This is a genomic window from Kiritimatiellia bacterium (genome assembly GCA_025054615.1).
Classification (GTDB): Bacteria; Verrucomicrobiota; Kiritimatiellia; order CAIVKH01; family CAIVKH01; genus JANWZO01.
The window spans coordinates 38,832-63,294 of record JANWZO010000013.1; the positions used below are offsets into that span (position 1 = coordinate 38,832).

21 protein-coding genes are annotated in these 24,463 nt (G+C 62.0%); 6 read left to right on the plus strand and 15 right to left on the minus strand.

What is annotated here, in order from left to right; all coding sequences use genetic code 11:
• Positions 1-13 precede the first annotated feature (13 nt).
• Positions 14-2,353 (plus strand): MYG1 family protein, encoded by a 2,340-nt coding sequence (locus NZ740_07300; protein MCS6771819.1) that lies wholly within the window; start codon positions 14-16, stop codon positions 2,351-2,353.
• 46 nt (positions 2,354-2,399) lie between these two features.
• On the opposite strand, the gene NZ740_07305 is transcribed toward NZ740_07300, so the two are convergent.
• The 3 genes from NZ740_07305 to NZ740_07315 are packed head-to-tail and all read right to left on the minus strand — an operon-like array spanning position 2,400 to position 4,769.
• On the minus strand, positions 2,400-3,257 hold the full coding sequence (locus tag NZ740_07305; GenBank protein MCS6771820.1) for a hypothetical protein: 858 nt from the start codon (positions 3,255-3,257) through the stop codon (positions 2,400-2,402).
• 2 nt (positions 3,258-3,259) lie between these two features.
• Positions 3,260-4,075: a pyrroline-5-carboxylate reductase gene (gene proC, locus NZ740_07310; protein ID MCS6771821.1), complete on the minus strand. Its 816-nt coding sequence runs from the start codon at positions 4,073-4,075 to the stop codon at positions 3,260-3,262.
• Positions 4,068-4,769, minus strand: a complete 702-nt coding sequence (locus NZ740_07315; protein MCS6771822.1) for a YggS family pyridoxal phosphate-dependent enzyme — start codon at positions 4,767-4,769, stop codon at positions 4,068-4,070. The genes proC and NZ740_07315 overlap by 8 nt, the downstream gene beginning before the upstream one ends.
• Before the next feature lie 106 nt (positions 4,770-4,875).
• Between NZ740_07315 and pabB the strand changes: the two genes are divergently transcribed.
• Entirely contained in the window at positions 4,876-6,555 is a 1,680-nt protein-coding gene (gene pabB / locus NZ740_07320; protein MCS6771823.1) for an aminodeoxychorismate synthase component I, read from the plus strand.
• Between the two features lie 278 nt (positions 6,556-6,833).
• Here the strand turns inward: pabB and cas2 are convergent, their stop codons facing one another.
• The 7 genes from cas2 to NZ740_07355 form a co-directional block, all read right to left on the minus strand.
• The gene (cas2, locus tag NZ740_07325) at positions 6,834-7,124 is read right to left on the minus strand and encodes a CRISPR-associated endonuclease Cas2 (GenBank protein MCS6771824.1); all 291 of its coding nucleotides are present in this window, start codon (positions 7,122-7,124) and stop codon (positions 6,834-6,836) included.
• Positions 7,125-7,177: 53 nt separating this feature from the next.
• On the minus strand, positions 7,178-8,083 hold the full coding sequence (cas1, locus tag NZ740_07330) for a type II CRISPR-associated endonuclease Cas1 (protein ID MCS6771825.1): 906 nt from the start codon (positions 8,081-8,083) through the stop codon (positions 7,178-7,180).
• Complete coding sequence (gene cas9, locus NZ740_07335) at positions 8,076-11,078, minus strand: type II CRISPR RNA-guided endonuclease Cas9 (GenBank protein ID MCS6771826.1); 3,003 nt, start codon at positions 11,076-11,078, stop codon at positions 8,076-8,078. Before cas9 ends, cas1 begins: the two co-directional genes overlap by 8 nt.
• Before the next feature lie 523 nt (positions 11,079-11,601).
• Positions 11,602-12,678: a glycosyltransferase gene (locus tag NZ740_07340; GenBank protein ID MCS6771827.1), complete on the minus strand. Its 1,077-nt coding sequence runs from the start codon at positions 12,676-12,678 to the stop codon at positions 11,602-11,604.
• Between the two features lies 1 nt (position 12,679).
• Complete coding sequence (locus NZ740_07345; GenBank protein ID MCS6771828.1) at positions 12,680-13,102, minus strand: hypothetical protein; 423 nt, start codon at positions 13,100-13,102, stop codon at positions 12,680-12,682.
• The gene (locus NZ740_07350; GenBank protein ID MCS6771829.1) at positions 13,099-14,433 is read right to left on the minus strand and encodes a YihY family inner membrane protein; all 1,335 of its coding nucleotides are present in this window, start codon (positions 14,431-14,433) and stop codon (positions 13,099-13,101) included. Before NZ740_07350 ends, NZ740_07345 begins: the two co-directional genes overlap by 4 nt.
• Positions 14,430-14,972 carry an NUDIX hydrolase gene (locus NZ740_07355; GenBank protein ID MCS6771830.1) on the minus strand — a complete coding sequence of 181 codons (543 nt, stop codon included), beginning with the start codon at positions 14,970-14,972 and terminating at the stop codon, positions 14,430-14,432. The genes NZ740_07350 and NZ740_07355 overlap by 4 nt, the downstream gene beginning before the upstream one ends.
• 47 nt (positions 14,973-15,019) lie before the next feature.
• Between NZ740_07355 and NZ740_07360 the strand changes: the two genes are divergently transcribed.
• Positions 15,020-16,183 carry a deoxyguanosinetriphosphate triphosphohydrolase gene (locus NZ740_07360; protein MCS6771831.1) on the plus strand — a complete coding sequence of 388 codons (1,164 nt, stop codon included), beginning with the start codon at positions 15,020-15,022 and terminating at the stop codon, positions 16,181-16,183.
• Here the strand turns inward: NZ740_07360 and NZ740_07365 are convergent.
• From NZ740_07365 to hpt, 3 genes are all read right to left on the minus strand, one after another.
• A complete protein-coding gene (locus NZ740_07365; protein MCS6771832.1) occupies positions 16,177-17,586 on the minus strand; it encodes an undecaprenyl-phosphate glucose phosphotransferase in 1,410 nt (469 codons plus the stop codon). The two genes, NZ740_07360 and NZ740_07365, sit on opposite strands and share 7 nt — an antisense overlap.
• 45 nt (positions 17,587-17,631) lie before the next feature.
• Complete coding sequence (locus NZ740_07370; protein ID MCS6771833.1) at positions 17,632-18,429, minus strand: 3'-5' exonuclease; 798 nt, start codon at positions 18,427-18,429, stop codon at positions 17,632-17,634.
• Between the two features lie 75 nt (positions 18,430-18,504).
• On the minus strand, positions 18,505-19,059 hold the full coding sequence (gene hpt / locus NZ740_07375) for a hypoxanthine phosphoribosyltransferase (GenBank protein MCS6771834.1): 555 nt from the start codon (positions 19,057-19,059) through the stop codon (positions 18,505-18,507).
• A 158-nt stretch (positions 19,060-19,217) separates the two neighbouring features.
• Between hpt and NZ740_07380 the strand changes: the two genes are divergently transcribed.
• From NZ740_07380 to NZ740_07390, 3 genes are read left to right on the plus strand one after another with little or no spacing between them, the layout of a single operon-like run.
• Positions 19,218-19,448: a PUR family DNA/RNA-binding protein gene (locus NZ740_07380; GenBank protein ID MCS6771835.1), complete on the plus strand. Its 231-nt coding sequence runs from the start codon at positions 19,218-19,220 to the stop codon at positions 19,446-19,448.
• 30 nt (positions 19,449-19,478) lie between these two features.
• Positions 19,479-20,090, plus strand: coding sequence for a sigma-70 family RNA polymerase sigma factor (locus tag NZ740_07385; protein ID MCS6771836.1), 612 nt, complete (start codon positions 19,479-19,481; stop codon positions 20,088-20,090).
• Entirely contained in the window at positions 20,087-20,557 is a 471-nt protein-coding gene (locus NZ740_07390) for a hypothetical protein (GenBank protein MCS6771837.1), read from the plus strand. The genes NZ740_07385 and NZ740_07390 overlap by 4 nt, the downstream gene beginning before the upstream one ends.
• Positions 20,558-20,810: 253 nt before the next feature.
• Here NZ740_07390 and NZ740_07395 read toward each other — a convergent pair whose 3' ends face one another.
• Both NZ740_07395 and NZ740_07400 read right to left on the minus strand, forming a co-directional pair.
• A complete protein-coding gene (locus tag NZ740_07395) occupies positions 20,811-23,063 on the minus strand; it encodes a hypothetical protein (GenBank protein MCS6771838.1) in 2,253 nt (750 codons plus the stop codon).
• Positions 23,064-23,147: 84 nt separating this feature from the next.
• A complete protein-coding gene (locus NZ740_07400; GenBank protein ID MCS6771839.1) occupies positions 23,148-24,134 on the minus strand; it encodes a PEP-CTERM sorting domain-containing protein in 987 nt (328 codons plus the stop codon).
• Between the last annotated feature and the right edge of the window lie 329 nt (positions 24,135-24,463).

Below are 24,463 nucleotides of genomic sequence, written 5' to 3' on the forward strand. Positions count from 1 at the left end.
AAGGGGAGGCGCCATGCCCCATCATCGGCTCATAGTCGTCGCAAGCGAGCAGATCTGGCCCAACCTCTACAGCATCGAATGGCTGGTTGGCGAACCGGCGGGTCTCGCCTCGCTCGAAATCCTCCACACGGCCGACGCCCATCGCTCGATCCAACCCGCCCGGCGTCTGCAACGGTTGGTGGAGCGCAACCACAGCGGCACGGTCGTCCACATGCACCCGATCGACATGCAGCCGGCCCGACTCTACGAAAAAATGGCGTCCATCGTGGCTGGCGATCCCAAAGCCCGGTGGGTGGTCAACCTCACGGGCGGCAACAAGCTGATCGCAATCGGCCTTTCGCAGGCGGTCGGGAAGGTCCCGGCTCAGTTCATCTATCGCGAAATTGACGGCGCGTGGTACGAATTCCGCCGAGAGAACGGCCTGTTGACTGGCTTTCCGATCGCCATTCCCGAAGATCGGGTCAATTCGCTGCCTCTGGACGAGCTGCTTTCTCTGCATTTCTCAACCCAGCACGATGTTCGCTGGGAGGGCCGCGACCCCCGCTGCCTTCCGCTGGAACAGCTTTTCCGGGCCGCCTACTCGAATGAGTGGGATTGGCGCGACGCATTCCAGACCTGCGGTCTCGGCGACGCGGGCGCCGCCGCAGGCGCGCTCTTTGAGGAGGTGATTGCCGCGCTCGCCTCCGCGTTCCAGCCTGCAAGCATCTGGCTAAATGCGAAGGCGATCACCGCCGAAGGGCGGGTCGAGACGGAGTTGGACGTTGTCACGCACGATTCCGGCATCATCGTCTACTTGGATTGCAAACTTGCCCTCCAGGAGGACAAGGCCGCGCTGATTCAACAAATTCGCGATGCCGGCTCCGCTCTGCGCGCGCTCGGAGGCAGTAATGCCCGCGGCGTATTGATTCGGCCCAACTGCACATTCGACGACATCCAGCGCTCTTATGCCGCATCGCTCAATCTCGCTGTGATCGATCGGAGCCGATTCACATCCATCGTTGAAGAGCTTGCGCGGATCTATAGAAAGCCCGTTCCCGACGCCTTACGCGGGTTGAACGAGTTTCTGCGCACGCAACCGGCCCCCCCCTCGCGGCCGTCCCGGCCGACCTCGGAGGAATCGCCGCCGGAAGAAATTCCCGGCATTTTGAATGCCGACCGATGGTCCGACCAGACCCTGACCCGAAATCAACGAACATGGACGGCCGTCTGGGTTACCCCGAACATCCTATACGTTCGCCACTACGAGCCCGAATCCGCTCTCGACCGACATATCCTAACCCGGAGGGCGGAAAATTATTGGGGGCAGTTCGGCCAAATTCTTGATCTCTCGCTGGCGCGTCGGGGGCTGACCCTCCGGCTGCTTCTCAAGGTCCGTGCCAACAATCTCGGCCTGCTGGAGAACACGTTGCGCAGGATGCAGGGCAATTTTTCGCTCGCAGGAAATGGGCCGATCCGGCCGCCGGACGCCCGACCGCGCCGGATCATCACCCATTCCGGAAACGCGCACGCGGATGAGATCGCCGCTATCCTCGTCGCCCTCGCCGCAGACGACCGGATCATGGAAATCCGCCGCGTGCGGGAAGTCTCAGAGGATGAGCTCCGGGATCCCACCACCTACGTGGTCGACATTGGACGCCGCCACGACCGGAATCTCAAAAATTTCGACCACCACCAGTTTCCCGCAGAGCCGTCCACTTGCTCGTTTTTGCTCATGCTCGAGCATTTCGAGCTGCTGGACGACGCGAAACGGTACTGGCCTTGGATCGAAACCTTCGCGCGGATCGACGCAATCGGCGCCGCAACCGTGGCGCAAACCGCCGGATTCCCTGCTGAGCGGCTCAACGACCTGCTGGCCAACCCGATCGAACTGGCCTTTACCAGCTATTTTTCCCAGATCGATCGCCTCGAAGGGCACCATCCATTTTTCCGCGCTCTCGTCGACATGGGAAAACGTCTGGTTAGCGACTTAAAAAGCTGTCGGCGCGAGGAAGATCGGCTGGCCCCCTTGGTTCGCACCCTCGAGTGGTCGCCTGGCGCCCGCGCAATCGTCATCCCCTCTGCTCGGCACGTCCCGCCCGCCGTCTACTCCGCTGTCTCCCGTATTCTCGTGCGGGAAAGATGCCCCGACGCGCGCGCAATCGTTGCCGAAGACCCGCGCGGCGAGGGCTGGGCCATCATGCGGCTCGATACCTGTCCACCCGAGTCGCTCGATTTTCGGAGACTTCAGGGCGACCCGTCCATCGTCTTCGTGCACGCGTCGGGATTCCTCGCCACGACGCGGGCCATGTTGCCCGATAACCTGCTGTGCGAACTGCTCCGCCGGGCGGACATCGACAGACACCGGCCTTCGTAGCACGCGACCGGCGGAACGGGCGCGGCTGCACCGCCAGCCGATGGATTCAACGCGTATTCGGGTGGTGATCGGCCGTAAATCGCAACACAATCTGCTGATCGCCGATATCTAATAACTCCAGGGTCAGGTCGCGAAATGCGGGTCCGTCCAGTGAGGACGCCCGCTTGACCTTTGCCCAGACATGCCGCATCGCGCGGCCTGGCGCACGCAGCGGGGTGATCTCCAGCGTAACGCCCTCAAGCGACGCACGCGGCGCCTGCGTATCCAACCACCACGACAACTCGCCGCCCACCACGCGAATGGACGCATCGAGCCCCGCCGACCTAACCGCCTCGGCAAGCGCCTCCGCCCCCTCCTTATCCGCCGCAGGCACCTCCCCGCTGCGGCTTGATGCGCCGGCTTCAGCCGATTCGCCCTCTTCCCATGCGATCTGAAACTGTCGCGCCAGCGCCCTGCCGTAGGGCGCCAGGCGATGGGGCGACCAGCGCCCGTTATCATCTCGCTCAAAGGCAATCGTCGGGCGCTCCAGTTCGATGCGGTTGATCCCAACCGCAAAGCGCCGGAACAGGTCAGACCACATCCATTCGATCTCGACCCGACGTGCGGTAACCGGAGCATAGCCCGGGCGACGACCGCCCTCCGTACGCAACCCGTACAGAGTTAGGTTGTAGCGCCAATCCACCGAAACTCGATCCAGTTTGACGGGCAGTCCCAGCGCGCGGGTCAGGCGCGATTCGACGATCGAGCGAAAACCCTCCGTCCGGCCGACGAACCAGCCCGTAACGTAGGCGATCACGGCGAGTAGCCCGACCGTCTTGACCGCGTTCCATGCCGTGCGAATTCGGCTGCGACGGGGCGCGGCATAATTCGACTCATCCCAGGGCTTCGCGCGCTTCGTTGGCATGGCTATCCCGCGGCCAGTTCGCGTGCGCGCCGGACCGCCGCGGCAACGGCCGCTGCGAACAGACCGTCGAGATCTCTCACCTCCATCTCGCGCAGCGCTGCCTCGGTGGTACCGCCTTTGGACGTGACCTGCTGGCGCAGCTCGGCGGGCGCCCGGCCCGTCCGCTCCGCCAGCTGGCCAGCTCCGGCAATGGTCGCAAGAACAAGTTGCCGCGCTACCTCCGAGGGCAGCCCCTGCGCGATCGCCGCGCGCTCAAGACTCTCCATGATGCGGAAGACATAGGCGGGCCCGCTCCCGCTGATCGCGGTTACGGCGTCCATTAGCGCCTCTTCGACCTGTACGGTTTTGCCGACCGCGCGCATCAGCGCCTCGGCAAGCGCCAGATCGCCCTCGGTGGCCCTTGCACCGCGGCAGAGCGCCGCGATCCCCGCGCCCACCAGCGCCGGAGTATTTGGCATCGCGCGAACCACGCGGGCGCTGGACCCCAGCGCCGCCTCAAGCCGCGCCGTCGGGATCCCCGCGGCGATACTGAGGAAAAGAGCAACTCTCGAGAAGGGGGCGAGTTCGGGAAGCACCGCCGCCATCTGCTGCGGTTTCACAGCGAGGACAATCACGTCCGCATCGCGAGCGGCATCCGCGTTCGCAGCGTAGGTCGCCACGCCGAAGAGGCGCCGAAATCGCTCGAGCTGCTCCGGCCGAATGTCGGATGCTCGAATATTTTCCGGCGGAACTCCCGCCCGCCGCAGGCCGGACACCATCGCCTCGGCCATGTTCCCCGCGCCGATGAAGGCAACACGCGTGCAAAGCAGGTCAGTCATTCGCCGTCTGCCTCCGTTCTCCAAAGAGTAGCGTGCCGATTCGGATCAACGTCGCACCCTCCTCAATCGCCGGCTCGAAATCGCCACTCATCCCCATCGAGAGGTGCTCCAGCGGCGAGCCGGTCTCGCGCGCGAGCCGGTCGCGCAGTTCGCGCAGTTTTGCAAAATACGGGCGGGCCTTCTCCGGATCGGCCACTAACGGCGCCATCGTCATCAGGCCCCTTACGACGACGTGCGGACACGCATTCGCAACGTCCAGCACAGAACGGACGGCTTCCGGCGCGAGGCCGAACTTCGACGCCTCGCCCGAAACGTTCACCTCCAGCAACACTTGTACAGTGCGGCCGCGCTTGGCCGCCTCCTCTTCGAGCGTGCGCACCAGCCGCTCTGAATCTACCGAATGGATCAATTCAAAAAGCTCCACGGCCCACTTGGCCTTGTTCGTCTGGAGGTGACCGATCAAATGCCATTCGAGATGGCTAGGGCACTCCGGAATCTTGGCGCGGGCTTCCTGCACCTTGTTCTCGCCGAACACGCGAAGACCCAACGCGGCGGCTTCCGAAATCGTCTCGGGCGGATGTGTCTTCGAAACCGCAACTAGCGTGATGTCGCGCCGCGAACGGCCCGCGCGCGCGCATGCCGCGGCGATCCGCTCTTCAAGGCGTTGCAAACGCTCCGAAAGCCCGTTGGACATCGCCGGCGCTTGTACCGTATTTTTCGCGGCAAGCAAAACGCTTTCCTCGCGGTCTGACCGCTCGGCGCCGATGCGAATCCTGATCCAGGGAGAAACCCGATGGGGCATGCCGGCCTGGAGCCTCTTCCAGTCCCCGGCCGCCGTCCTCGCCGCCGATCGGCTCTCCGACGTTTGCCCGGTCCTGCGCGAGGTGGAACGCGCCGCCCAGCGCGGCCGGTGGTGCGCCGGCTACGTCGCATATGAGGCAGCTCCCGCATTCGATCCCGCGCTGCAGACCCACGCACCGCTCGCCCTGCCCCTCGCATGGTTCGCCATTTTCGAGGACATCCGAGCGGGCGAACTTCCCAACGCGCCGGCACCTCCCCTCCTCCCGGTCCCATTCTTGGATGAAGCCTCGTTTGCCCGCCGCGTCGCCGTAATCAAGGACGCCATCGCCCGCGGAGAAACCTATCAGGTCAATTTCACGTTTCCGCTGACGGCGGAGGATGAAGCCCCCGCCGAAGCGCGATTCGCGCGCATGATTCGGGCGCAGCAATGCGCCTACGGCGCGCTCATCGAGACCCCGGAATGGAGCCTCTGCTCGGCCTCGCCAGAACTCTTCTTCGCGCGCGAGGGAACAACCATTCGATGCAAACCCATGAAGGGAACAGCCCGGCGCGGACGGTGGCCGGAGGAAGACGAATCCCACCGCAGCCGCCTCGCCACCTCCGAAAAAGATCGCGCGGAAAACGTAATGATCGTCGACATGGTCCGCAACGACCTCGGGCGGATCGCCCGAATCGGCTCGGTTCGAGTCGAAAGCCTCTTCGACGTCGAACGTCTGCCCACGGTGTGGCAGATGACTTCAACAGTCACTGCGCAGACCGATGCCGGACTCGATTCTGTCTTTTCCGCCCTCTTTCCGTGCGCATCTGTCACCGGAGCGCCCAAGGTGCAGACCATGCGTATAATACGGGATGTCGAATCCGGCCCTCGAGGCGTGTACACCGGTGCAATCGGATTCGTTGGCCCCGGCGGCAACGCCCGCTTCAATGTGGCGATCCGGACGCTTGTTCGGCTCCACGGCCGTTACGCGCGGTACGACGTCGGCAGCGGTATCGTCTGGGACTCGGACCCGCGGCGCGAATACGCTGAGTGTCTCGCCAAGGCGCGCGTGCTTTCCGAAGACCCCGATTTCAGGCTTTTCACGTCGCTTCGCTGGGATCCGCGGGAAGGCGCAGCGCTCCTCGATCGCCACTTCGAGCGCCTTTGCCGCTCTGCCGAACACTTCGGGCGCCCCTTCGATTCCGCGCGAGCGCGGCTGCGCTTTGAGGAGGCTGCCCGCGTCTTTCCCGCAGAGCCGCGCCGCGTCCGAGTTGAGTTAAGCGCGGATGGCGAGATCGCCATCACCCATGCGCCGCTTCCGTTCTCGGTCCCGCAACGGATCGCCCTCGCGCGCGAACCGATCGATGTCGACACTCCGTTCGTCTTTCACAAGACCTCCCGCCGCGAACACTACGACCGCTTCCTTGCGATGCATCCCGGCGCGGACGATGTGCTGCTGTGGAACGAGCGCGGCGAAATCACGGAGACGGCCATCGCGAATGTTGCCTTTTTCCGCAGCGGCCAATGGGTGACACCACCGGTGGCCTGTGGCCTCCTCGCTGGCGTGATGCGCGCTGAATTGCTCGCGCGCGGCGACTGGGTCGAAGGCCGTATCTTGAAATCGGACGTTCGGGCCGGCGAGACGATCGAATTGGCGAATGCCGTGCGCGGCCGCTGGCGCGGCCAGTTGATCGAATCATGACCCGCCTACACAGCGGACCGGAGGAGTCCGTGACGAAAGCTCCTCGCCCTGCCGCCATCGCGGGCGCAACCTCTCGATCATGCTTCGGACGCCCATTTCGCAATCACGGACCCTCGAATTCATCTTGCGCATGTTCCGTCCGTAACGTCCTATTCGGAGCACCACACGCTTGAAATCCCTGAAACTCTAACCGCTGTGATTTGCAGGAACGGGCCGCTCGGATACACTTGTGCCCCGCCAACCCTTTGGGATGGCGGGGCTTGTCTTGTTCAGGCCGCCTAAAAAAACTCGAGTTGGACGGGCGCATCTTCGGGTTTTTTCGATTTTCTTCCCACATACAGCTCCATTTTTCCGAACTGATGGTCTGTCAGCGTAACGACCCGCACATGTCCCTCCTCCGGCAGCGCTTCCCGAACGCGCTTTCGGTGAATCTGGCTGGACTCCTCGCTGGCGCAATAGCGCGCATAGACGGACAACTGAAGCATGATGAATCCGTCCTTCAACAGTTCGCGCCGAAATCGCGCGTAGGCCCGCCGATGTTTCTGCGTCTCGACGGGCAAATCAAACATCGCTATCAACCACACTGCCTTGTATGCCGAATTGACCAACTCGACGCGCCCGCCTATCCAAAAACTAGCGGGACCTCCAGATCGGCCTCATCGCCCGCGAAAATCCGCACCAGTTGAGCCGCCATCATCGAGGCAATATCAAACAGTGTCCGCTGCTCTTCGCGGTAGGTGTACCTTCCCAGCAGCGGTTCGATGAGCCGGCGTTTTCGTTCGCGGTCCAGCGGCAGCTCGGGACCCTCGCTCCGGACCATGCGGGCCACCGTTTCATCCACAAGCGGCCGAAACGGCTCCATGAGGTCGTCCGCCAGCGCGCACGCGTTTTCGCGGTGGCGATGATGGATGCCGAGCGCGGGATGGAGGCCCGCGCCAACCACGGCCCGCGCCAGGATCCCCCGCAATACCGCATACCCGTAATCGAGCAGATGGTTGGGCGGGATGGGCGCTCCCGGTTCCCTTCGGAACGATTCGAGACGAAAGAGGCGCGGCCAATAGGCGCGGGCCGCCTGCGCCTCCACGTTGGAGGCGTCGCCGGAGCGCACGCGCCGCGCCAGCAGCGCCACGCCGCCGTCTGAGCCGTCCAGCCGCTGCAGCACGGCGCCTTGCGCGCGGACCTTCGCCGCGATGATGCCCTTCCAAAGACGCTTGACCAGCGGCCGTGATTGAAGCGCCGCGATCTGAAGCCGGAGGGTCTGAGGATGCAGGGAATGCCCTGCCAGCGGGGCCAGAAGCGCCAAGGGCATGGATTTTTCATCGAAGAGAACGACGGCCACATTGCGCTTCGCCGCTTCCGAGAGAACGCTGTGCGTATACGACGCCTGGGCCGTCGCCAGGATCAGCACGGCGAGGTCGTCGAGGGGAATCGAGCGCGGCTCGCTGTCCTTTTTTTCAACCACCAGCAGGCCGTTTTCGATCCGAAGCCGAACGGGGCCTTCCGAGATTTCAATCACGCGGTTAGTCATGCGCCCGGCGATATTCGCCCAACGGGTCCACGGAAAGTTTCGTCAGCCCGAATTGCCGCAGTTTGTCAGCCGATCTGATTCGGATGGGATCATGGATCTTCGTAGCCGGCCGCCCATCCGAAACTTCCCGAAAATTATAGTCTCTTTCCGAGAGACGTTGGACGACATAGAATTTTTCGGCGCCATCATGCCGCATAAGGACCGTATCGCCGATGCAGAGGGAGCAGACGAGCGGGTTGCCGGACTCATCGACGCGACGAATGATCGGTTCGCCGAAGCGCTTGCGCCGCATGGCCTCGAACCGGGACACGACGACGACGCGCCAGGAGGGTTGGCCCCGTTTGTCGCGCGTTTCGAAAATCTCGGCGTGATGGTTTCCGCCGCCGGCGACATTTCGAGCGGGCTCTAAGCGAATGAGGTTGTCGGCGGCAATCTTTCCCGACTCGATCCGAACCCGGCGGATGGGGATGGCCCTGCCGGATTTGGTCGGCAGGACGGGGCGCCGGGCCGGGTCGGCAAAGACTTTTCTGGGGTTGCCGCCCGCCGCGGCCGCGCGCACGAGCTCGCGAATCCGGTCGTCCACGATCTTGTCGATGTCATCTTCGGACAGGTCGGTCAGGGCTTTTCGGATCACCACCAGGGTCTTGCCGTTTTTACGGATGATGCCGTAGTGCGACTCGTTGTGCAGCGAACCTTGGACACGGCGATCCACGCGGTGGGAGACCAGCATGGTTCGAATATGGTGCTCAATCTGCTGGTATAGGGCTGGGGGTAGAGCCATCCCCGTGTATGTCCCCGGCCGCTGCGCGCGAGAGGCGGCGAGGGTCAATTCTCTTGTGAGCGCAGGGGTTGTCAGGGCCACCACGATCGCGTCGATCGCGTGGTGCCGGTGATCTTCTCGGTTTTTTTCATCCGCAATGCCCAGGATTCGGTTGAGATTCCACGCGCTGCGGAGCTGCGCGGTGGTGCGACCGGCGCTGACCTGGATGCGGGATTTGCGCTCCTCGGGCGGGTAGAGGCGGCCCAGATATTCCGCGGCCCGGCGAGCCGCCAGCGACGTGGCGTGCAGATCGGCGCCTGTCCATACCAGCAGTCCGGTTTCGGGCCCTTCCGGATTTTCACATTGGAACCGGCGCAATTTTTCCATTGCGTATGGGCTTTTGAATTTTTTCACGCGGGAGAGGATCGCCTCATATCGTTCTTTGTCGCCGCTGAACGCCTCAAACGGCGTTTTGTCGCGCTTCTCCCTGTTCGCGTCGCGACGACAGAGCGTTTTATTCGCGAAGGAATTGTCGAGACTCCGGCTCCACGGGATGATGTGCTCGACCTCGACGAGGGGGTGGGGTCCGAACAGGTCGCGGAATGAGATGCCGTTTCCCGTATATGGGCAGATGCCACCGCACTCCTCAAACAACAGGGCCTTTTCAATATCGGCGGGCGACGGGTTCGAGATGCCGGCCTTGTTGATAATTTGTTCCCGCGCTTTTTCCCGCTCGGCGGCGCGCTTGCGCATGGCCTCCCACATTTCCACGCGGGCCGCTTTCGGCTTTTTGAGGTCTCGGGCCAGTTCGAGCCGGATCTTTCCGGGCAGGCCGTATTTTTGGAGGATCGCGTTGACGACGCGGCGCATTTCGGTCATGGCCCGCTGCGCGGTGGGATTGCGCAGGTCCTCGACGGGCGGCAGCCGGTCCACCTGGGGTTCCGTCCCTTGGTTCGGATAGACCCGCTGGACCGCCTCGGCATAGGAGAGGCCATGCTCCAGGTGGGGCAAGAGCCGGCGGATGGCCTTGCTGGAGAGGGCGCCGTGATCGTCCTCGAGCGTGATTTCGCTCAATTTCTCCGCTTCGTCCGGCGTGAGGCCCCACGGCTTTTTTAGCGCCAGATCTTTGAGCAGGTCCTCGTCTTCAATGCTGGCGACCGCCTCGTAGATGGCGGCCCTGATGGGTTCCGGCGCCTCGTCCCACTTGGCGCCGATGGCGGAACGGATCCGGCAGGCGGTCACATTCCCTTTGATCTCCTTTTCCCCGCCCTCTTCCAGATTGAAGGTGAATCCCCGTTTCAAGCTCAGCGCCTTCCGCAATTCGGCGAACGACACCTTTTCGTTGCGTTCGAGCAGCTCGATGACTGTTTTGCGCTGCTCTTCCGTCAGTTTCTGGGAGACGCCGCCAAAGGAACGGACCGCCAGGTGATTGGCCGCCTGCAGAAGTCGGAACCGCTGATATAGCGGGTGAGAGGCGCGGATCCGCAAGCGCCGCGGCTCAAACGGACAGCGGCCGATGGAGGCAGGGTCCCACCAGACTTTTCGCTGGAAGAAGATTGCGCGCCGCAGCGCGTGGACGAAGGTCTCTGGCAAATGCAGCCCCAAGTTCTGCTGCCGCTCGATGATAAGGTCGAATTCATGCCGATACCAATCCCGAGAGGTGTAGCGGCCGCGCAGCCGCTGCTCGTGCGGATTCAGGCTGGCCAGGTATTCTCCGAGGGTTTCCGCGCCCGCCCGCCGCATATCCTCATCCAGCCTGCGGATTTCGGCCTTTACGACGCCGCGTTCTTCGTCTTCGGAACTCTCCCGCCGATTGGATTTGAAGCCGCGGCGGTGCGCGATGTGAAAGATGGCCCGCCCGAATTCATACGGGTCAAGCCGGCTGCGTAGCGCCTTGGCCCGGCAGTCGTACGGATTCAACCCCAGGACGGCCTGCCAGGAAGCGTCGCTGGGATCCGGCGGGTTTTCCGGCAGAAATCCATTTCGTTGCAGCAGGGTTCGGACAGCGTGCAGCCGCATCCGGCGGCGGGCCAGAAGTCGCCGCCGCAAGCGCGCTTCTCGCCGCTTGACGTTTCGTGAACGATATTGATCGTTTTCATCCACTCCCAGCGGGAACACTCGTGCGCCTGCGGCGACGAGCTGGTCCCCGTCTGCCGTCTGATCGATGATCGCCCAGCCCACCGAGCGCGCCCCGATATCCAGACCCAAGATTCGATGTTCGAGCGGTTTGTTCATGACCGACCTCCAACTCTTGACGATTATCGTGAAATTGTCATAGTAGAGACAAGTGTATCCGAGCGGCTCTTGTTTCTGCTTTTCACAGCAAGAACTTGAGTTCGCAGAGTGCATTCCTGCGGGAATGCAAATCGCCCTCGCGCACGACCTCGTCGGCCGGGGGCGTTTTTATTTCGATGGAGGGAGCGGTTTGCCTGGCCGGCGCTGGCGGAAGGTCGTGCAGCGCCGGCGCGCGGGGCTGGCTCGACTAGCGAACCCGCTCGGCCAACGGTTTATTTTCCATGGCATGGAAAAAGGGGGCGCGACAGCTTCCATGGCATGGAAATTCCAGAGTATGGAAATTTCGGCGCGACGCTGGCCGGTCGGGGCGCACGAAATCGACTGATCGGAGCGAGGAACAGCGGCGAATCGGGGAACGTGATGCGACCCCGTCAGGGCGCGGCTGAGCCGCCGGTTGTAATTTGCGTTGCAGGTCGCGAAGCTCTCGGGGGGCTCGGGCAACGCGCTGGCGCAACGATTGACCTTAGCGGCGCGGCACGCGCGCGAGCAGCGCGTCGAATTCGGCCTCCAGATTTCGCGCGCGGACCTGATCGATTCGACGTTGCTGAGAGGCTAAGACTTCGCGGCGAACGGCGCGATCATTCGCGATCTTGTGCAAGAGTACCGCCAGTTCTGCCGTCGTGAGCCCTTCATACAAGACGCCCGCGCCGCCCATCGCCTCGGGCATGCCGCCGATGGCATGGGCGACCACGGGTACGCCGCAGTACATCGCCTCGAGCAGCGGCAGGCAGTAGCCTTCATGATCGCTCGTAGACACGTAAACGTCCGCGCAGCGGTAATAGGTCGGCAGGCCGCGGGGCGATGCGAACCCTTCGAAGCAGACGTTCGGTAGATCGAAGTCGCCCGCGAGCATCCGGAGCATCGCAAAATACCGAGGGCAACTGCGGTCGGAGCCGACGATCACGAGCCGACTAAAAGGATCGAGGGTTTTGTGATACCAGTTGAACGCCTCGATCAGCACTTCGAGCCGCTTGTTAGGGGCGATGCGGCCGACGGTGAGAAAGGTGGTGAGCCTGCGCCGGAATCGGATGCGGACGTCGGGGTCGTCCGGCACATCGAGCGGGGTGGGATCGAACACTAGGGGGAACACGGCAGGATCGCGTGCGCCTGAGGCGCGCAGTTCCGCCGCGTTGAATTCAGAGACGGCCCAGCAGGCATCGGCGCGCCGGACGACATCCGGCAGCCGCTCGCGCGCGCGGGCGAGCTGGGCGGCAACCGCGTCGTCGAATCCGCGGAAAAATTCGGCGGGGGTAATGTTGTGGTAGACAAGAACCCGGGACGCGGGGGACTCGAGGAATCGTTCGACTGCCGGCGAGGCGATCGAGTAATGGTGCAGCACGAGATCGCCCGCGCGGCCCTGATATTCCTCCAGCGGGCGGCACTCGCCGCGAACGGCGGGCGCGACGTGCGCGGCGGGGGCGAAGATTTCCGAGGCCGCCCCGCGCCGGCGCGCGAGATCGCGGAGGACGCGCGCGCAATTCGAGATGGCGTCGCCGTCGGCGAATCCGTTAAGGATTTGATGGATGGCGGGGACGGACATATCAGGCGGGCGGTCGTTCCCGCAGGCGTTCCAGTTCCCGCCGCAGGGCGGCGATCTCTGCGCCCTGTGCTTCGAGAAGCGCGACCAAGTTCGAATTGACCCGATTTTGCCGAAAGGCTAGCCGCTCGTGTTGATACCGGAGAAGTACCCACAGCAGCGAGCGAACCGCCCACGTTGCGAGGCCGAGTATTCCTTTCCGCCGAGGAATTTCATAGCCGAGCGTGTCGATGTGTTGGCGACGGCGCACGAGGTCGGTGAGGATTTCCAGGTATTCCCGCTCCGAACGGGCTTCACGCAGCCGAAGCGCGGCAATCTCCGGCGGCAGAAAAATCGCGCGGCGCTGGGCCTCCATGCGCCGGACAGTCTGACGGATTTCGGGCGCCCACTCGGGGGCGCGGTCGCGGTTTGCGAGGAGAATCCTCATATCGCACGCTCAACGAGCACGCTGAGGGTTTGGTCGTCCATCGCCGATACCAAGCGCCGGCGCAAGTCGGCCAGCGCGGCGCTGGTCGCAGAGTCCAGCCGTTCGGGCCGCAGGCTTTCCGGCGCGGCCCCGTCCTCGAGGAGCCGCTCCACGACGGACCCTACCGTCAACCGATCGGGATCGCGCAACAGGACGACGCTGCCAGGGGCGTCGGCGCGTTCGGCGAGCAGGCCGACGCGCGCGAGCTGCGCGGCCACCTCGTTCACGAGGCGGATGGGGACCTGCCGGTCAGCGGCGTAGGCGGCCAGGTCCACGGTCTCTCGCTCGCCGCGAAGCGCACGGGCGGCTTCAACCAACAGCGAGATGGCCAGCGCGAGGCGGGCCTGGACGCTCGCGCGGGCAGCGATGCGCTCGAGGGGGTATGTGGCGTGGTGCTGGAACGCGAAGGCGATTTCCGCGCCGAGCAGGATGATCATCCACCCCACATAGAGCCAGATGAGAAAAATCGGGATGGACGCGAACGCGCCATAGACCGCGTCGTAGCGCGACAGGGAGACCTGCATGGAAATGTAGAGGCGTTGCCAGCCGAGCCAGAGCAGGGCGGTCACAAGCGCCCCTGCGGCAGCGGCGCGGCGGCGGACATGCGTATTCGGCATGAAGATGAACAGCAGAAAAAACGCGAACCACGCGGTGGCAAGGGGGGCAGCCGGCATGAGCACAGCGAGAAGATGCCGACCTTCGACGGCGAGGGCGCTCGACAAAAACTGGGTTTTGAGAGAGGCGCTGACGGCAAACCCCGCCATAATCAGGACCGGCACCGCCACGACAACCGAAGTGTAGTTGGTAAATTTCCGCCAGAGCGAGCGAGACTCCGACACGCCCCAAATGCGGTTGAACGAAGCCTCAATACTGCCCAGGGTCTGCACCGCGGTTACGAACAACACCGCTACGCCGATCCACCCGAGCGTGCGGAGGTTGGCGCGCAGGACCAGGTCGGTCGTTATCAGGACGAATTCGCGAAATTGCGCAGGCATGGAGGCGACGGCATCCGCTATGCGGTCCATCGCTTCTTCAGCGCCGCCAAATCCCTTGAGAATGGCAAAGGCGAGGGTCAGCAGGGGCACCAGCGCAAGCAGCGTGGAGAACGTGAGGGCGGCGGCATGGATGGCGAGGTCGTCCTCCCGGAAGCCGCGTACGACGAGCTGGCCGATCCGGATAAGCCGGATGGCTAATCCTTTGAGCCCCTTCAACGTCGAAATTTCCGCTGGCCACGCGTCGAGGTCGAAAATGCTCCGAAGCCGGGCGCGCAGGTTGGATCGGCCAGCGATCATGGAGCGCGCGGGTCCGCGATGCATTCCCGATACAGCGCCCACGCGGCGAGGGTTTTGGCGTCCTCGATCTGCCCGTTGCGAACGCGGGCGCGAAATTCTTCGTCCGTGAGCAACTCAAGCACGAGGCGCTCGTCGTGGTCGAGGTCGCGCGGCCCTGCCGCATCTGCCTCGCCGTAGAAGCAGACGATCCGTTCTTCGACGTAACCGGGCGTCGGGTAGAGCACGCCGAGCCGAACAAGGCGTTTGAGGGAAAAGCCGGTTTCCTCCCGAACTTCGCGGCGGGCGGCGTCCTCCGGCGGCTCGTTGGGATCCAGGATCCCGGCGACGACCTCGAGCATTTCCTTTTGCGCGCCGCATCTGAATTGCCGGACAAAGGCCCATCGGCCGTCGGGGGCCCGGAGCCAGACGCAGATCGCGCCCGGGTGGCGGACGAGTTCTCGGTAGGCGCGACGGCCGTCCTCCAATTCCACATCCAGGGTTTCGACGCGGACGAGGCGGCCCGCGAACGCCGTATTTCGCGACAGAGTTTTCTCGTGCATGGTCGATGTCCGTTGAAAGGCCCGATGTGGATCTTATGATACCGACCGTGCTGCGTTCGAGAAAAGAAACGGAGGCTCTCGAGGATCAGACGCTGGCGCCCTATGCGGCGCGGAGCGCCTGCAGCCGGGGTCGGCGCTATCCGGAACCTCCGCACGAACATCGCACGGAATTCCAGCGCGATCGCGACCGCATCCTGCACAGCCGCTGCTTTCGGCGGCTCGAGTACAAAACGCAGGTGTTCATCAATGGCACTGCGGATCACTACCGAACCCGGCTGACGCATACGCTGGAGATGGCGGCCGTGGGGCGGACACTCGCGCGCGCGCTGGGCGCGAATGCCGATTTGACCGAGGCGATTGCCCTCGCGCACGACATCGGGCACAGCCCGTTTGGACACGCTGGAGAGGAGACCTTGAACGAGTTGATGGCGGACCACGGTGGCTTCGACCATAACGTGCAGAGCGTGCGGTGGGTCGAGGAGCTGGAATCCAGTTATCCGGGGTTTCCCGGGCTGAACCTGACCTGGGAAGTTCGGGCGGGGCTCTTTAAGCACCAAGCGGCAATTCCTGGTTTTTGCGTGGACGGCCATCCCATCGGGCCCCATCAAATGATTGAGGCGCAGATGGCGGATGTCGCCGACGACATGACGTATTGCGCGCACGATGTGGATGACGGGCTGGAGGCGGGTCTGCTGACAGAGGACTTGCTGCTCCGGACAGAGGCGTGGCGCCGCGCGGCGGAACGCGTCCGCCGTCAGTACGGCGACCTGCCGGAGCCGAAGCGGTTGGCCGCCGGCGTGCGCGCGCTGCTAGACATGCAGGTCGAGGATGTGCTGCGGCATACGGAGGCTCAGCTCGACCGGTTCAAGCCCGATTCTCCGGCCGCGGTAATGAACTGCCCTGAACGGATCTGCGGCTACAGCTTTGAGATGCGGGAAATCATGCGCGATTTCCGAAAGTTTTTGTTCGAGAACATGTATTGGTCGCCAATGGTGGAGACCGCAAACCGCGAGGCCACGGCGATGATGCGGCGACTCTTTCTCCACTATGTTGCGCATCCCGAGACGATGGGCCGGAAGGCGCAGGCGCGGATCCCGAAGGACGGGATTTGGCGCGCGGCCTGCGACTATTTGTCCGGGATGACCGACCGGTACGCGCTGGCCGAATACCTGAAATTCGGGCTCGACCGGGAGGCGCCGGCGGCTCAGTAGGCGTTTTCGCGCGAGAAAAAGGTCCGAACGAGAATCTTGAAGTCGAGCGCGAGCGACCAGTTTTCAAGGTACCACAGGTCCAGCTCGATGCGCTTGCGCAGATCGCTCTGCCCGCGGTAGCCGTTCACCTGCGCCCAGCCGGTCATGCCCGGCTTGTGGACGTGGCGCCACATGTATCGGCTGATGTCGTCCTTGAACTGCTCGACGAAAAACGGCCGTTCCGGGCGCGGCCCGACAAGGCTCATATCGCCCTTCAGGACGTTCCAGAACTGGGGCAGCTCGTCGAGGTTGTATTTCCGGAGAAAGGCGCCCACCCGCGTCCGGCGAGGGTCGTCCGGGGACGCCCATACCGGCCCGGTTTGCGCTTCGGCGTCCACCCGCATCGTGCGGAGTTTGTAGAGCGTAAAGACGCGCCCTTTTTCGCCGCAGCGCTCCTGCTTGTAGAAGACAGGGCCCGGCGATTCGCGTTTGATCGCGATGGCGGCCACCGCAAGGATCGGCGCTGACACGATGAGGCCGACGATCGCGCCGACGATGTCCTCCGCCCGCTTGATGACGCGGTTGAGAAAGTAATCGAGCGGCCATTTGCCCACGCCGATCAGCGGAATGTCGTCCACGTTCTGGACATCCACTCGCGTCGTCAGCATCCGGAATAGGTCCGGCACCATCAGAAAATCCGCGAGGCTGCGCTCGCACTGCAGAATGATCTCCACAAGCTGCTCATGTGGAATCGCATTGGGCTGCGTAACGACCACGGCATCGATGTCGCCCGCCTCCATGAGCCGCGGGAGGTCCGCAAGTCCGGCGCGGACCAGGTCGCGCGGGAGGGCGGGGTCGGGCTCCTCGCCAGCCACGGGGATGCAGGCCACGACCCGGCAACGGCGGCGCGGCTCCCCTTCGAGCTTCGAACGGAGCTTGGCCGCTGTCGGACCGGCGCCGAGCAGGATGACGCGGCGTTTGGCAGCCTGGTACTTCGCCCAGTGGCGCTCGCTGGCGAACAGAATGTTGCGCTCCAAAACCACCAGCAAAGTGACCGTCACGAAGCCGATCGCGGTGGCGAGTCGGGAAAAGGGCGGATCGATCTGGATCACAAACGCAAGCGCCATCGCGAGCAGCATCCCAAGTCCCGTGGCGCGAACGATCCGAGGAATTTTGTCAACGAAGTGCCCGTATTGTGGCCGTTGGTAGAGGTTCAGCGCACGGAAGATCAACAACATCAGGATGGTCACCACCAGCGCGGCATAGACGTACATCCCGCGCGGCGGGTGCCCGCGCGGCACCTCGAGCCAGCCGGAATCGAATCGGATCCACACGGCGAGCAGGAACCCACCGAAGATGGCCGCAGCATCCGCTACGACCGCCAGCAGGCTGCATTTCGCGTCGAAACTGTCCCGGCTCCGCATGTGCTTTTCGTTGAGCGACGCACTCCGCGGCGCTGCGTCCCCGTCTCACCCGCCCGAGTCCCCGCCGGGCGGCTCCGGAAACTTGCCTCCGAGCGCGTTGGCGACGATCTCGGTGGTATCGCGCGGGAAATTTCGCTCCATCATCCAACGGAGGAACCCCGGGTCGACTTTGACCAGGTCCCTCAACTTCATGCCTTGTTTGGCCCCAAAATTGATCACTACCTCGCCGTCAACCCACTTGAGTTTTCCCGTCGAATCGACCCACTCCGGACGTTTCGGGTTGCAATACTCGCTCAGTTCCTCGATGGACCGCGGTAGATCAGCATAGCGCGCGAACTGGCCCTCCAGCACGGCGATGGTCGCGAGCACGTCATCCATGGCGCCGTGCGCGCCATCGTGACGTTTGCCGGTGTAAAACATGAGGGCCGCGGACAGATCCCTTGGCTCGCGTTTGTGGAAGATGCGTTGAGGGTCGACGATGCGCCGGCCCTCGAGGCTGAACGGGACCTCGGCCCGCGAAAATTCCTCGCAGAGCAGGGGGATGTCGAATCGAAGCACGTTGTAGCCGCACAGATCGCAATTCTCGAGGATGGCGGCCACTTGTTTCGCGATCGCCTTGAAGGGCGGGCAATCCTTTACGTCCTCATCGCGAATGCCGTGAACGCGAGACGACTCGGGCGGAATGGGGATCCCAGGATTGACGCGGAATGCATGCGATTCGCGCGCGCCATTCGGCAGGAGTTTCACGATGGCCAGGTCGATGATGCGGTCTGTACGTACGTTGGTGCCGGTGGATTCAATGTCGAAGACGGCAAGGGGGCGGTCGGTCTGGATCGGCAACATGATCCCACCCTAGCCGAATCGTGCCTGACCCCGCAAGCCGCCGGTTCCCGCGTAAGAGCGCGGCAGGGCGCTGGCTCAGGAAGGCCCGCCGTCGATGAACGTGACCTTGGTGATGTACGGCAGCTCGCGGTAGTAGCTGTCGTAATCCAGACCGTATCCCACGACGAACTCGTCCGGCACCCGGAAGCCCACGAAGTCCGCCTCAAACGGAATCACGCGGCGGGATGGCTTGTCCAGCAGCGCGACCGTCTTGACCGAACGGGCCCCTCGATCGAGCAAATGCCGCGACGCAAAAGCCAGTGTCCGACCTGTGTCCAGAATGTCGTCTACCAGCATGACATCCGCGCCGGACACATCCATCCGCACATCCTTGACCACGCGCACGACGCCGGACGATTCCGTCCCGCTGCCGTAGCTCTCGAGCGTCATGAAATCGATGCGCGGCCGGACGTGATGGTGGTATAGCGCGCGCGCTAAGTCCGCGAGGAAAATAAAGCTTCCACGGAGGATCCCGATCATCACGAAGTTTTCGCTGCGGCAGGCCGCCTGCATTTCGACCACCAGCTCATCGACACGCGCCGCAATCTGCTCAGCCGTGATCAGTACGTCCCGGATGTGGTGCGGTCTCATGCGCGGATGCTTTCGCCGGCGCGCCGCCAAGTCAAGATCGGCCGTCGGCGCGCCACCACCTGCTCGATATCTTCTTGATCTACAGGCTCAAGCACCCTAGAGTCCGCCCGCAAATGGATTGGGCCCGGCCGCCGGGCCCGCAGGGAGTGTAGAGCAACATGGATACATCGATCTCTTCGGAGAAGCTTCAAATCGAGCGGAAGCAGTTTTATTTTGACCTAAAGGAAAATCCACGGGGTCGCTTTTTACGAATCACAGAAGAAGTCGCGGGGCGGCGCGACTCGATTATCATCCCGGCCACCGGCCTTGAGCAGTTTCGCAGGATCATCGACGCGATGATCCGAGCCACGGACGAGGAGCCGCTGGGCCAGCCGCGGACGAGCCCCTGAACCCCTGCGGCGCGCGATGGCGGTGCCGCCATGAGCGCCGAGGTTCCTCGTCCTGACCCGCCGGATTCGGCGCCCGGCGACCTAGACCTTGTCGAGCAGGCCCGGCACGGCGACTACGCCGCCTTTGAGGAGCTGATTCGCCGCTACCAGCGTCGAATCTATGCACTCGTCTATAACATGACGGGGCACCGCGAGGACGCGGAGGACCTGGTCCAGGATGTCTTCATCAAGGCGTATCGGTCGTTGGACGGCTTCAAGGGCGACGCCTCGTTTTTCACGTGGATTTACCGAATTGCCGTCAATCGCACGATCAACTTCCTCAAGCGCCGGAAACGCGAGGCCGCCGACCTGCGCCTGGACGACATGGACCCGTCTGCGGAACGCGATCCCGCTTTCCTCGAATTGCGCTCGCGCGAGTCGCCGGTCCGCGAGGTGACCCTCGGCGAGCTGCAAAAAAAATTGAACGCGGCGCTGCAGAACTTGTCCGAAAAGCATAGGACGGTCGTGGTTCTCCACGACATCCAAGGCATGCCGCACGAGGAAATCGCAAAAATAATGAAGTGTTCGGTGGGCACGGTCCGCTCCAGGTTGTTTTATGCGCGGCAACATCTGCAGCGCGAGCTTTCCGAATTTGCGCCATGAATCGAGAAACGACTCAACCGGAGTCCGGCGATCGCATCGCCCGCCTGATTTCGCTGAAGCGATATGAGGCGCCGTCCCCTCATTTCGAGACCCGCACGCTGGCGTCTTTGCGTGAGAAGCTCGCCCACACGCCGCCCGGCTTTTCGTGGTCCTACTGGTTCAGCGAATGGAAGCCCGTGGCTGTCCGCTATGTATTTTGGCCGGCGACCGCCGCCGTATGTATCGCTGCGGTCACGGTGTGGTGGGCAAGGAGACCGGACTCGACCTTTCGCGAAACTCCGTCAATTGCGGCCAAGCCACAAGCTGCTGCGCCGCTAGATGCGCAACCCTCTGTCATGGAAGCCGCAGAATCCATTGGACAAGTTTATTCAAAGCCGGTATTTGTATTTGAACATGCATCGAATCGGGCGCCGGCTCGCACGATGCGAATCGGCCCCTCCTCGCAGCCGGTGCGGTACGATTTCTAGGCTGTCCGCTCTTCGCGGTTCCTCCTCCTCCCCCCAGCCCCTCCAAAACCGCGGAGGGCGACAGCCTTCTTTTTCATGTTTGTTCGTCTGAATCGATCGTAATTGAAAACGACCGGCGGCGAGGTTATTCGCGCAACCCGACGTTCACAAAGCAAACCTGCTTGCGTAAGAGAGGAAAAAGGGGCTTACGGACAACAGTGGGGGCGCGCCCTTCAAGAGACATTCGACTTGGCTTAGGCGGTTTGAAGGCGAATCAGGGCAGCGGAACCGCCACCTGCACGCGCAGCGCGGCATTGGTGACCCCGGGCATGACGAGGTTCGTCAGTCCGCCGGATCCGGGAACATTCACCTGACCAGCTACATTCGACCACCAGTGGCCCTGCAGATGAGTCGTGTACTGCAGCGTGTACACCCGAGCCGTTGAGCTGTTGAAATGGGCCCGAATATTGCCGCCAACCACGGAGATCGATGAGACCGAGAATGGCGCGTTTGAGACCATCGGGTTGCTATCGACCACCCACTCCTCCCAATTGAGATTTCCGTCGCCGTCCGCGTCTTGCAGCTCATTGGTTTGGCCATTCGTGATATTCGCCTGGGCCCAGAGCTGATAGGGCGTCAACGGGGGCGCGGACGCCGGAAGTCTCGCCGCGATCATGATGCCGTCGGTGAAGCCGTGGGGGTTAGCGCTTTCGAATTCCAGAGTTCCGGCGGAATCGTCGAGGAGATATCGGTAAATATGCGACTCGGTAATCGCATATACGCGGTTGCTTACGAGGACAAAATCACGCGCGCCATATCCCATGTCGCCCGTGTCCGGGTTTTCCGAAAATGAGAAGGAATATACGTTGTAAAGCGTTACCGTCGGCGCCATCAGTGATCCCGGACCCGAAATCCAGAACCCGTTGTCGCCCACGGCAAGAATCCTTTTGCTCTCTGTCACTGCAAGATCCGTCCATGTCGACGGGAATGGGCCGGAACCGGAAACCAGTGTCAAGGGAAGATCACCGGCAACTGTGCCGTCATTCGCGACGGAATCGAATAGGAATCGGCGGATTGTCGTTCCACCGACGCCATTCAGGAGCATGTAGGCATTCGTGCCGTCGCTGGCAAACGCGAAGTCATTCGCTTGCCAATTTCCGACTTTCGCATCTACTGGGGGTACGTGCACAAACGAGGTCCCGTCGAATGCCGACATGCCGACCTGTTGAGTGGACGATCCACCCGCCGACCCCGCACTCACATAGAGCCGCCCGTTGTAAAACCCGAGTGGATGCTGGTTGAAACTTCCCGTCGCGTTGTAAGTGTTCGACGCGAGCAAGTGACCCGCTTCCCCAAACGCCCGAATGGGCCGCGCCGAAGAAGATCCCTGCGTCGGATCGGCAATAAACACCGTCCCAGAATCGGGATCCACTGCCAAGCCCCTTGTTTGGCCACCTGAAATGCGGGCAAATCGCGTCCAGTTCGATCCTCCGTCCGTCGAATAAAGGACGTTCGCCCTATTACCCGTCAGGTACAAGCGGGGCAGGTTGCCACCCGGGAGAGGCTGAGGAACGGCAATCTCCACCGCGGTGTTCGAGAAACCATGAGGGTTCGCGCTGATAAATGCAACGGTGCCGAGTTCATCGCTGAAGTTGAAACGGTAAAGGTTCTCAGGGGTCGCAACATACAGAACCGATCCATCCAGCGCTATATCGCGCGCATTCAGGCCCATGTCACCCGTCGTGAGATCTTCGACCGAAGTCTCCGAATTCGTCCAAACGCAGTACATGGTGAGGCTGTTCGATGCGATTCGATAAGGATCGGAGAGCCACAATCCACGCGTCGTTGAAAGGACGATGCGGCCGCGAGGTGAGACGGCCACGCCTGTTATATTCCCCGTGAACGTGCCTCCCACCGGCGTCATCGTTAGCGCGACGTGCGAGCTGAATGAGCCATTCGTGGCATCCGGATTCATCTGATATCGCCGGAGAGCCATGCCCCCCGCCCCGTTTACGATCATGTAGTCAATGCCCGCCCATTCCGCGAAGGCCATATCATTTACCTGCCAACTGACAACATTTGCGTTCGTCAACGGCACGTTCCCGAATTGAACGCCATCGAAAGACGACACGCCCATCTGAAGGTTCGCCGCCCCGCCGGCCGAACCCGCGCTGACGTATACGAATCCCTTGTACCATCCTACCGGATGCACATTGAAGCTGCCCGTTGCGTTGTAGAAGTTGGTCGCCAGCACGGCACCACCCGCGCTGATCGCGTACAGGGCACGCGCGTTGATGGTTCCGCCGGTAACGTCATTTACGAAGATGTAAGCATTCGTGTGATGAACAGCGATGCCCCTAAATTCGGCAAAAGCTTGAGAATAGAGCACAGACCAAGACATCCCACCATCCTGGGAGACCATAATCACGTTGGTTCGGGCGGTCAAATAGAGAGGGCCCGCCTGAGCGAGCAGCACGGATGCCGCTAGAATCAACCCCGCCCACTTGACGCATCGAATCTTGTTCATCTCGCGATGACCTCCACAAGAGGGCATGTAACGCAAGCGCCCTTGCGCATGCGCTGGATGGCACCCGTTATTGATTACACCAAGTTACGAACGGATGTGCCTGCGGTACAGCGCGACAGAGCCGAATGCAAGTCCCAAAAGCAGAAGCGTGGACGGCTCCGGTATAACGGTTAGCTGAATAGCGGGCAAATTAAAGCCATGATCCGCACTATGTATAAGCGAGGCGGTTCCGCTGGTATCATCATAGGAATAACGATAGAAGCGAGTTGTCGCGGCTATATACAAATTGTTATTGTACAGAATGAGCTCCCGAGCTCCAGATGCGGGATCGCTCGCAGTGGATGCACCCACTGCGAAGGTCAAAATTGGGGAGACGGATATTGATGTATTATGAATCTGATTTAGGCCCGAAGCGAACAACCCGTTCACAGTGAGTACCAACATGCGCCCGCCCGGAGTGATGGCCAAATCGAAGATATCCGCGCCCGAAAGACCGGTGAAGCTGACCGTAACTTGATTGGTCGTTGTTCCATCACCGATTAGAATGCGCCTTCGCAAGGTATTTCCTGATGTTCCATTCATGAAGTAATAATTCGTTCCCCCCGAACCTCCGATTGCCAAATCATTAGGCGTCCAGGTCCCGGGGAATGATATACTTACAGGACCCAACGAAGTCCCATCCCATGTCGAATAGAAATTTGTTTGATGAGGCGCGATGTATAGAAATCCATTGTGATAAATCATCGGCCGCTGATTGCTTGTACCTTGTTCGTCGACGGTTATAGAGGATAACACAGAGGTTGTGGCAACGCTGTACGCATAGACAGGCCGACTAGCCGCGGACCCCTGCCCCGAAGCATAGGCAAACAACGTTCCTGTAACCGGATCCCCTGCCAGACCACGGAAACCTGCACCAGATATATTGATAAAGTTTGCCCAAGTGAGACCGAAGTCGGTCGAATAGCGAATATTCGCTGAATTTGCAGACAGGAACAAAACGTGGTCTGCAAAGATGGCCGTGCACAATCCGAACGACACCAAGGCGGACGCCACTTTTGCGACTGATTTCATGTGCAGAGCTCCTTAACCAAAATCGTGCAATTACTCATACAAAAGCATCGCATGGAGGGAAAGAGAGAATTGATTTATCAGGATTAGCAAAATTTTGGCCTCCCCTCTGTGGCGAAGATTTCGGCCACTGCTGACGACAGCGCCGGTGCGCACCGATTATTCAGGCGAAATCAGAACTGTATGTAATTGATTTCCAATTAGATATACAGATGCGGTCCCATTTCGACTCCCGCCGATCGCAGCGAGATTAATCGTCCGGGCAACTTGAAGGGGGAAGCGGATCTTTTCGAATTCAGCCGAACGCAACATTTCCAGCTCATCCTTGGAAG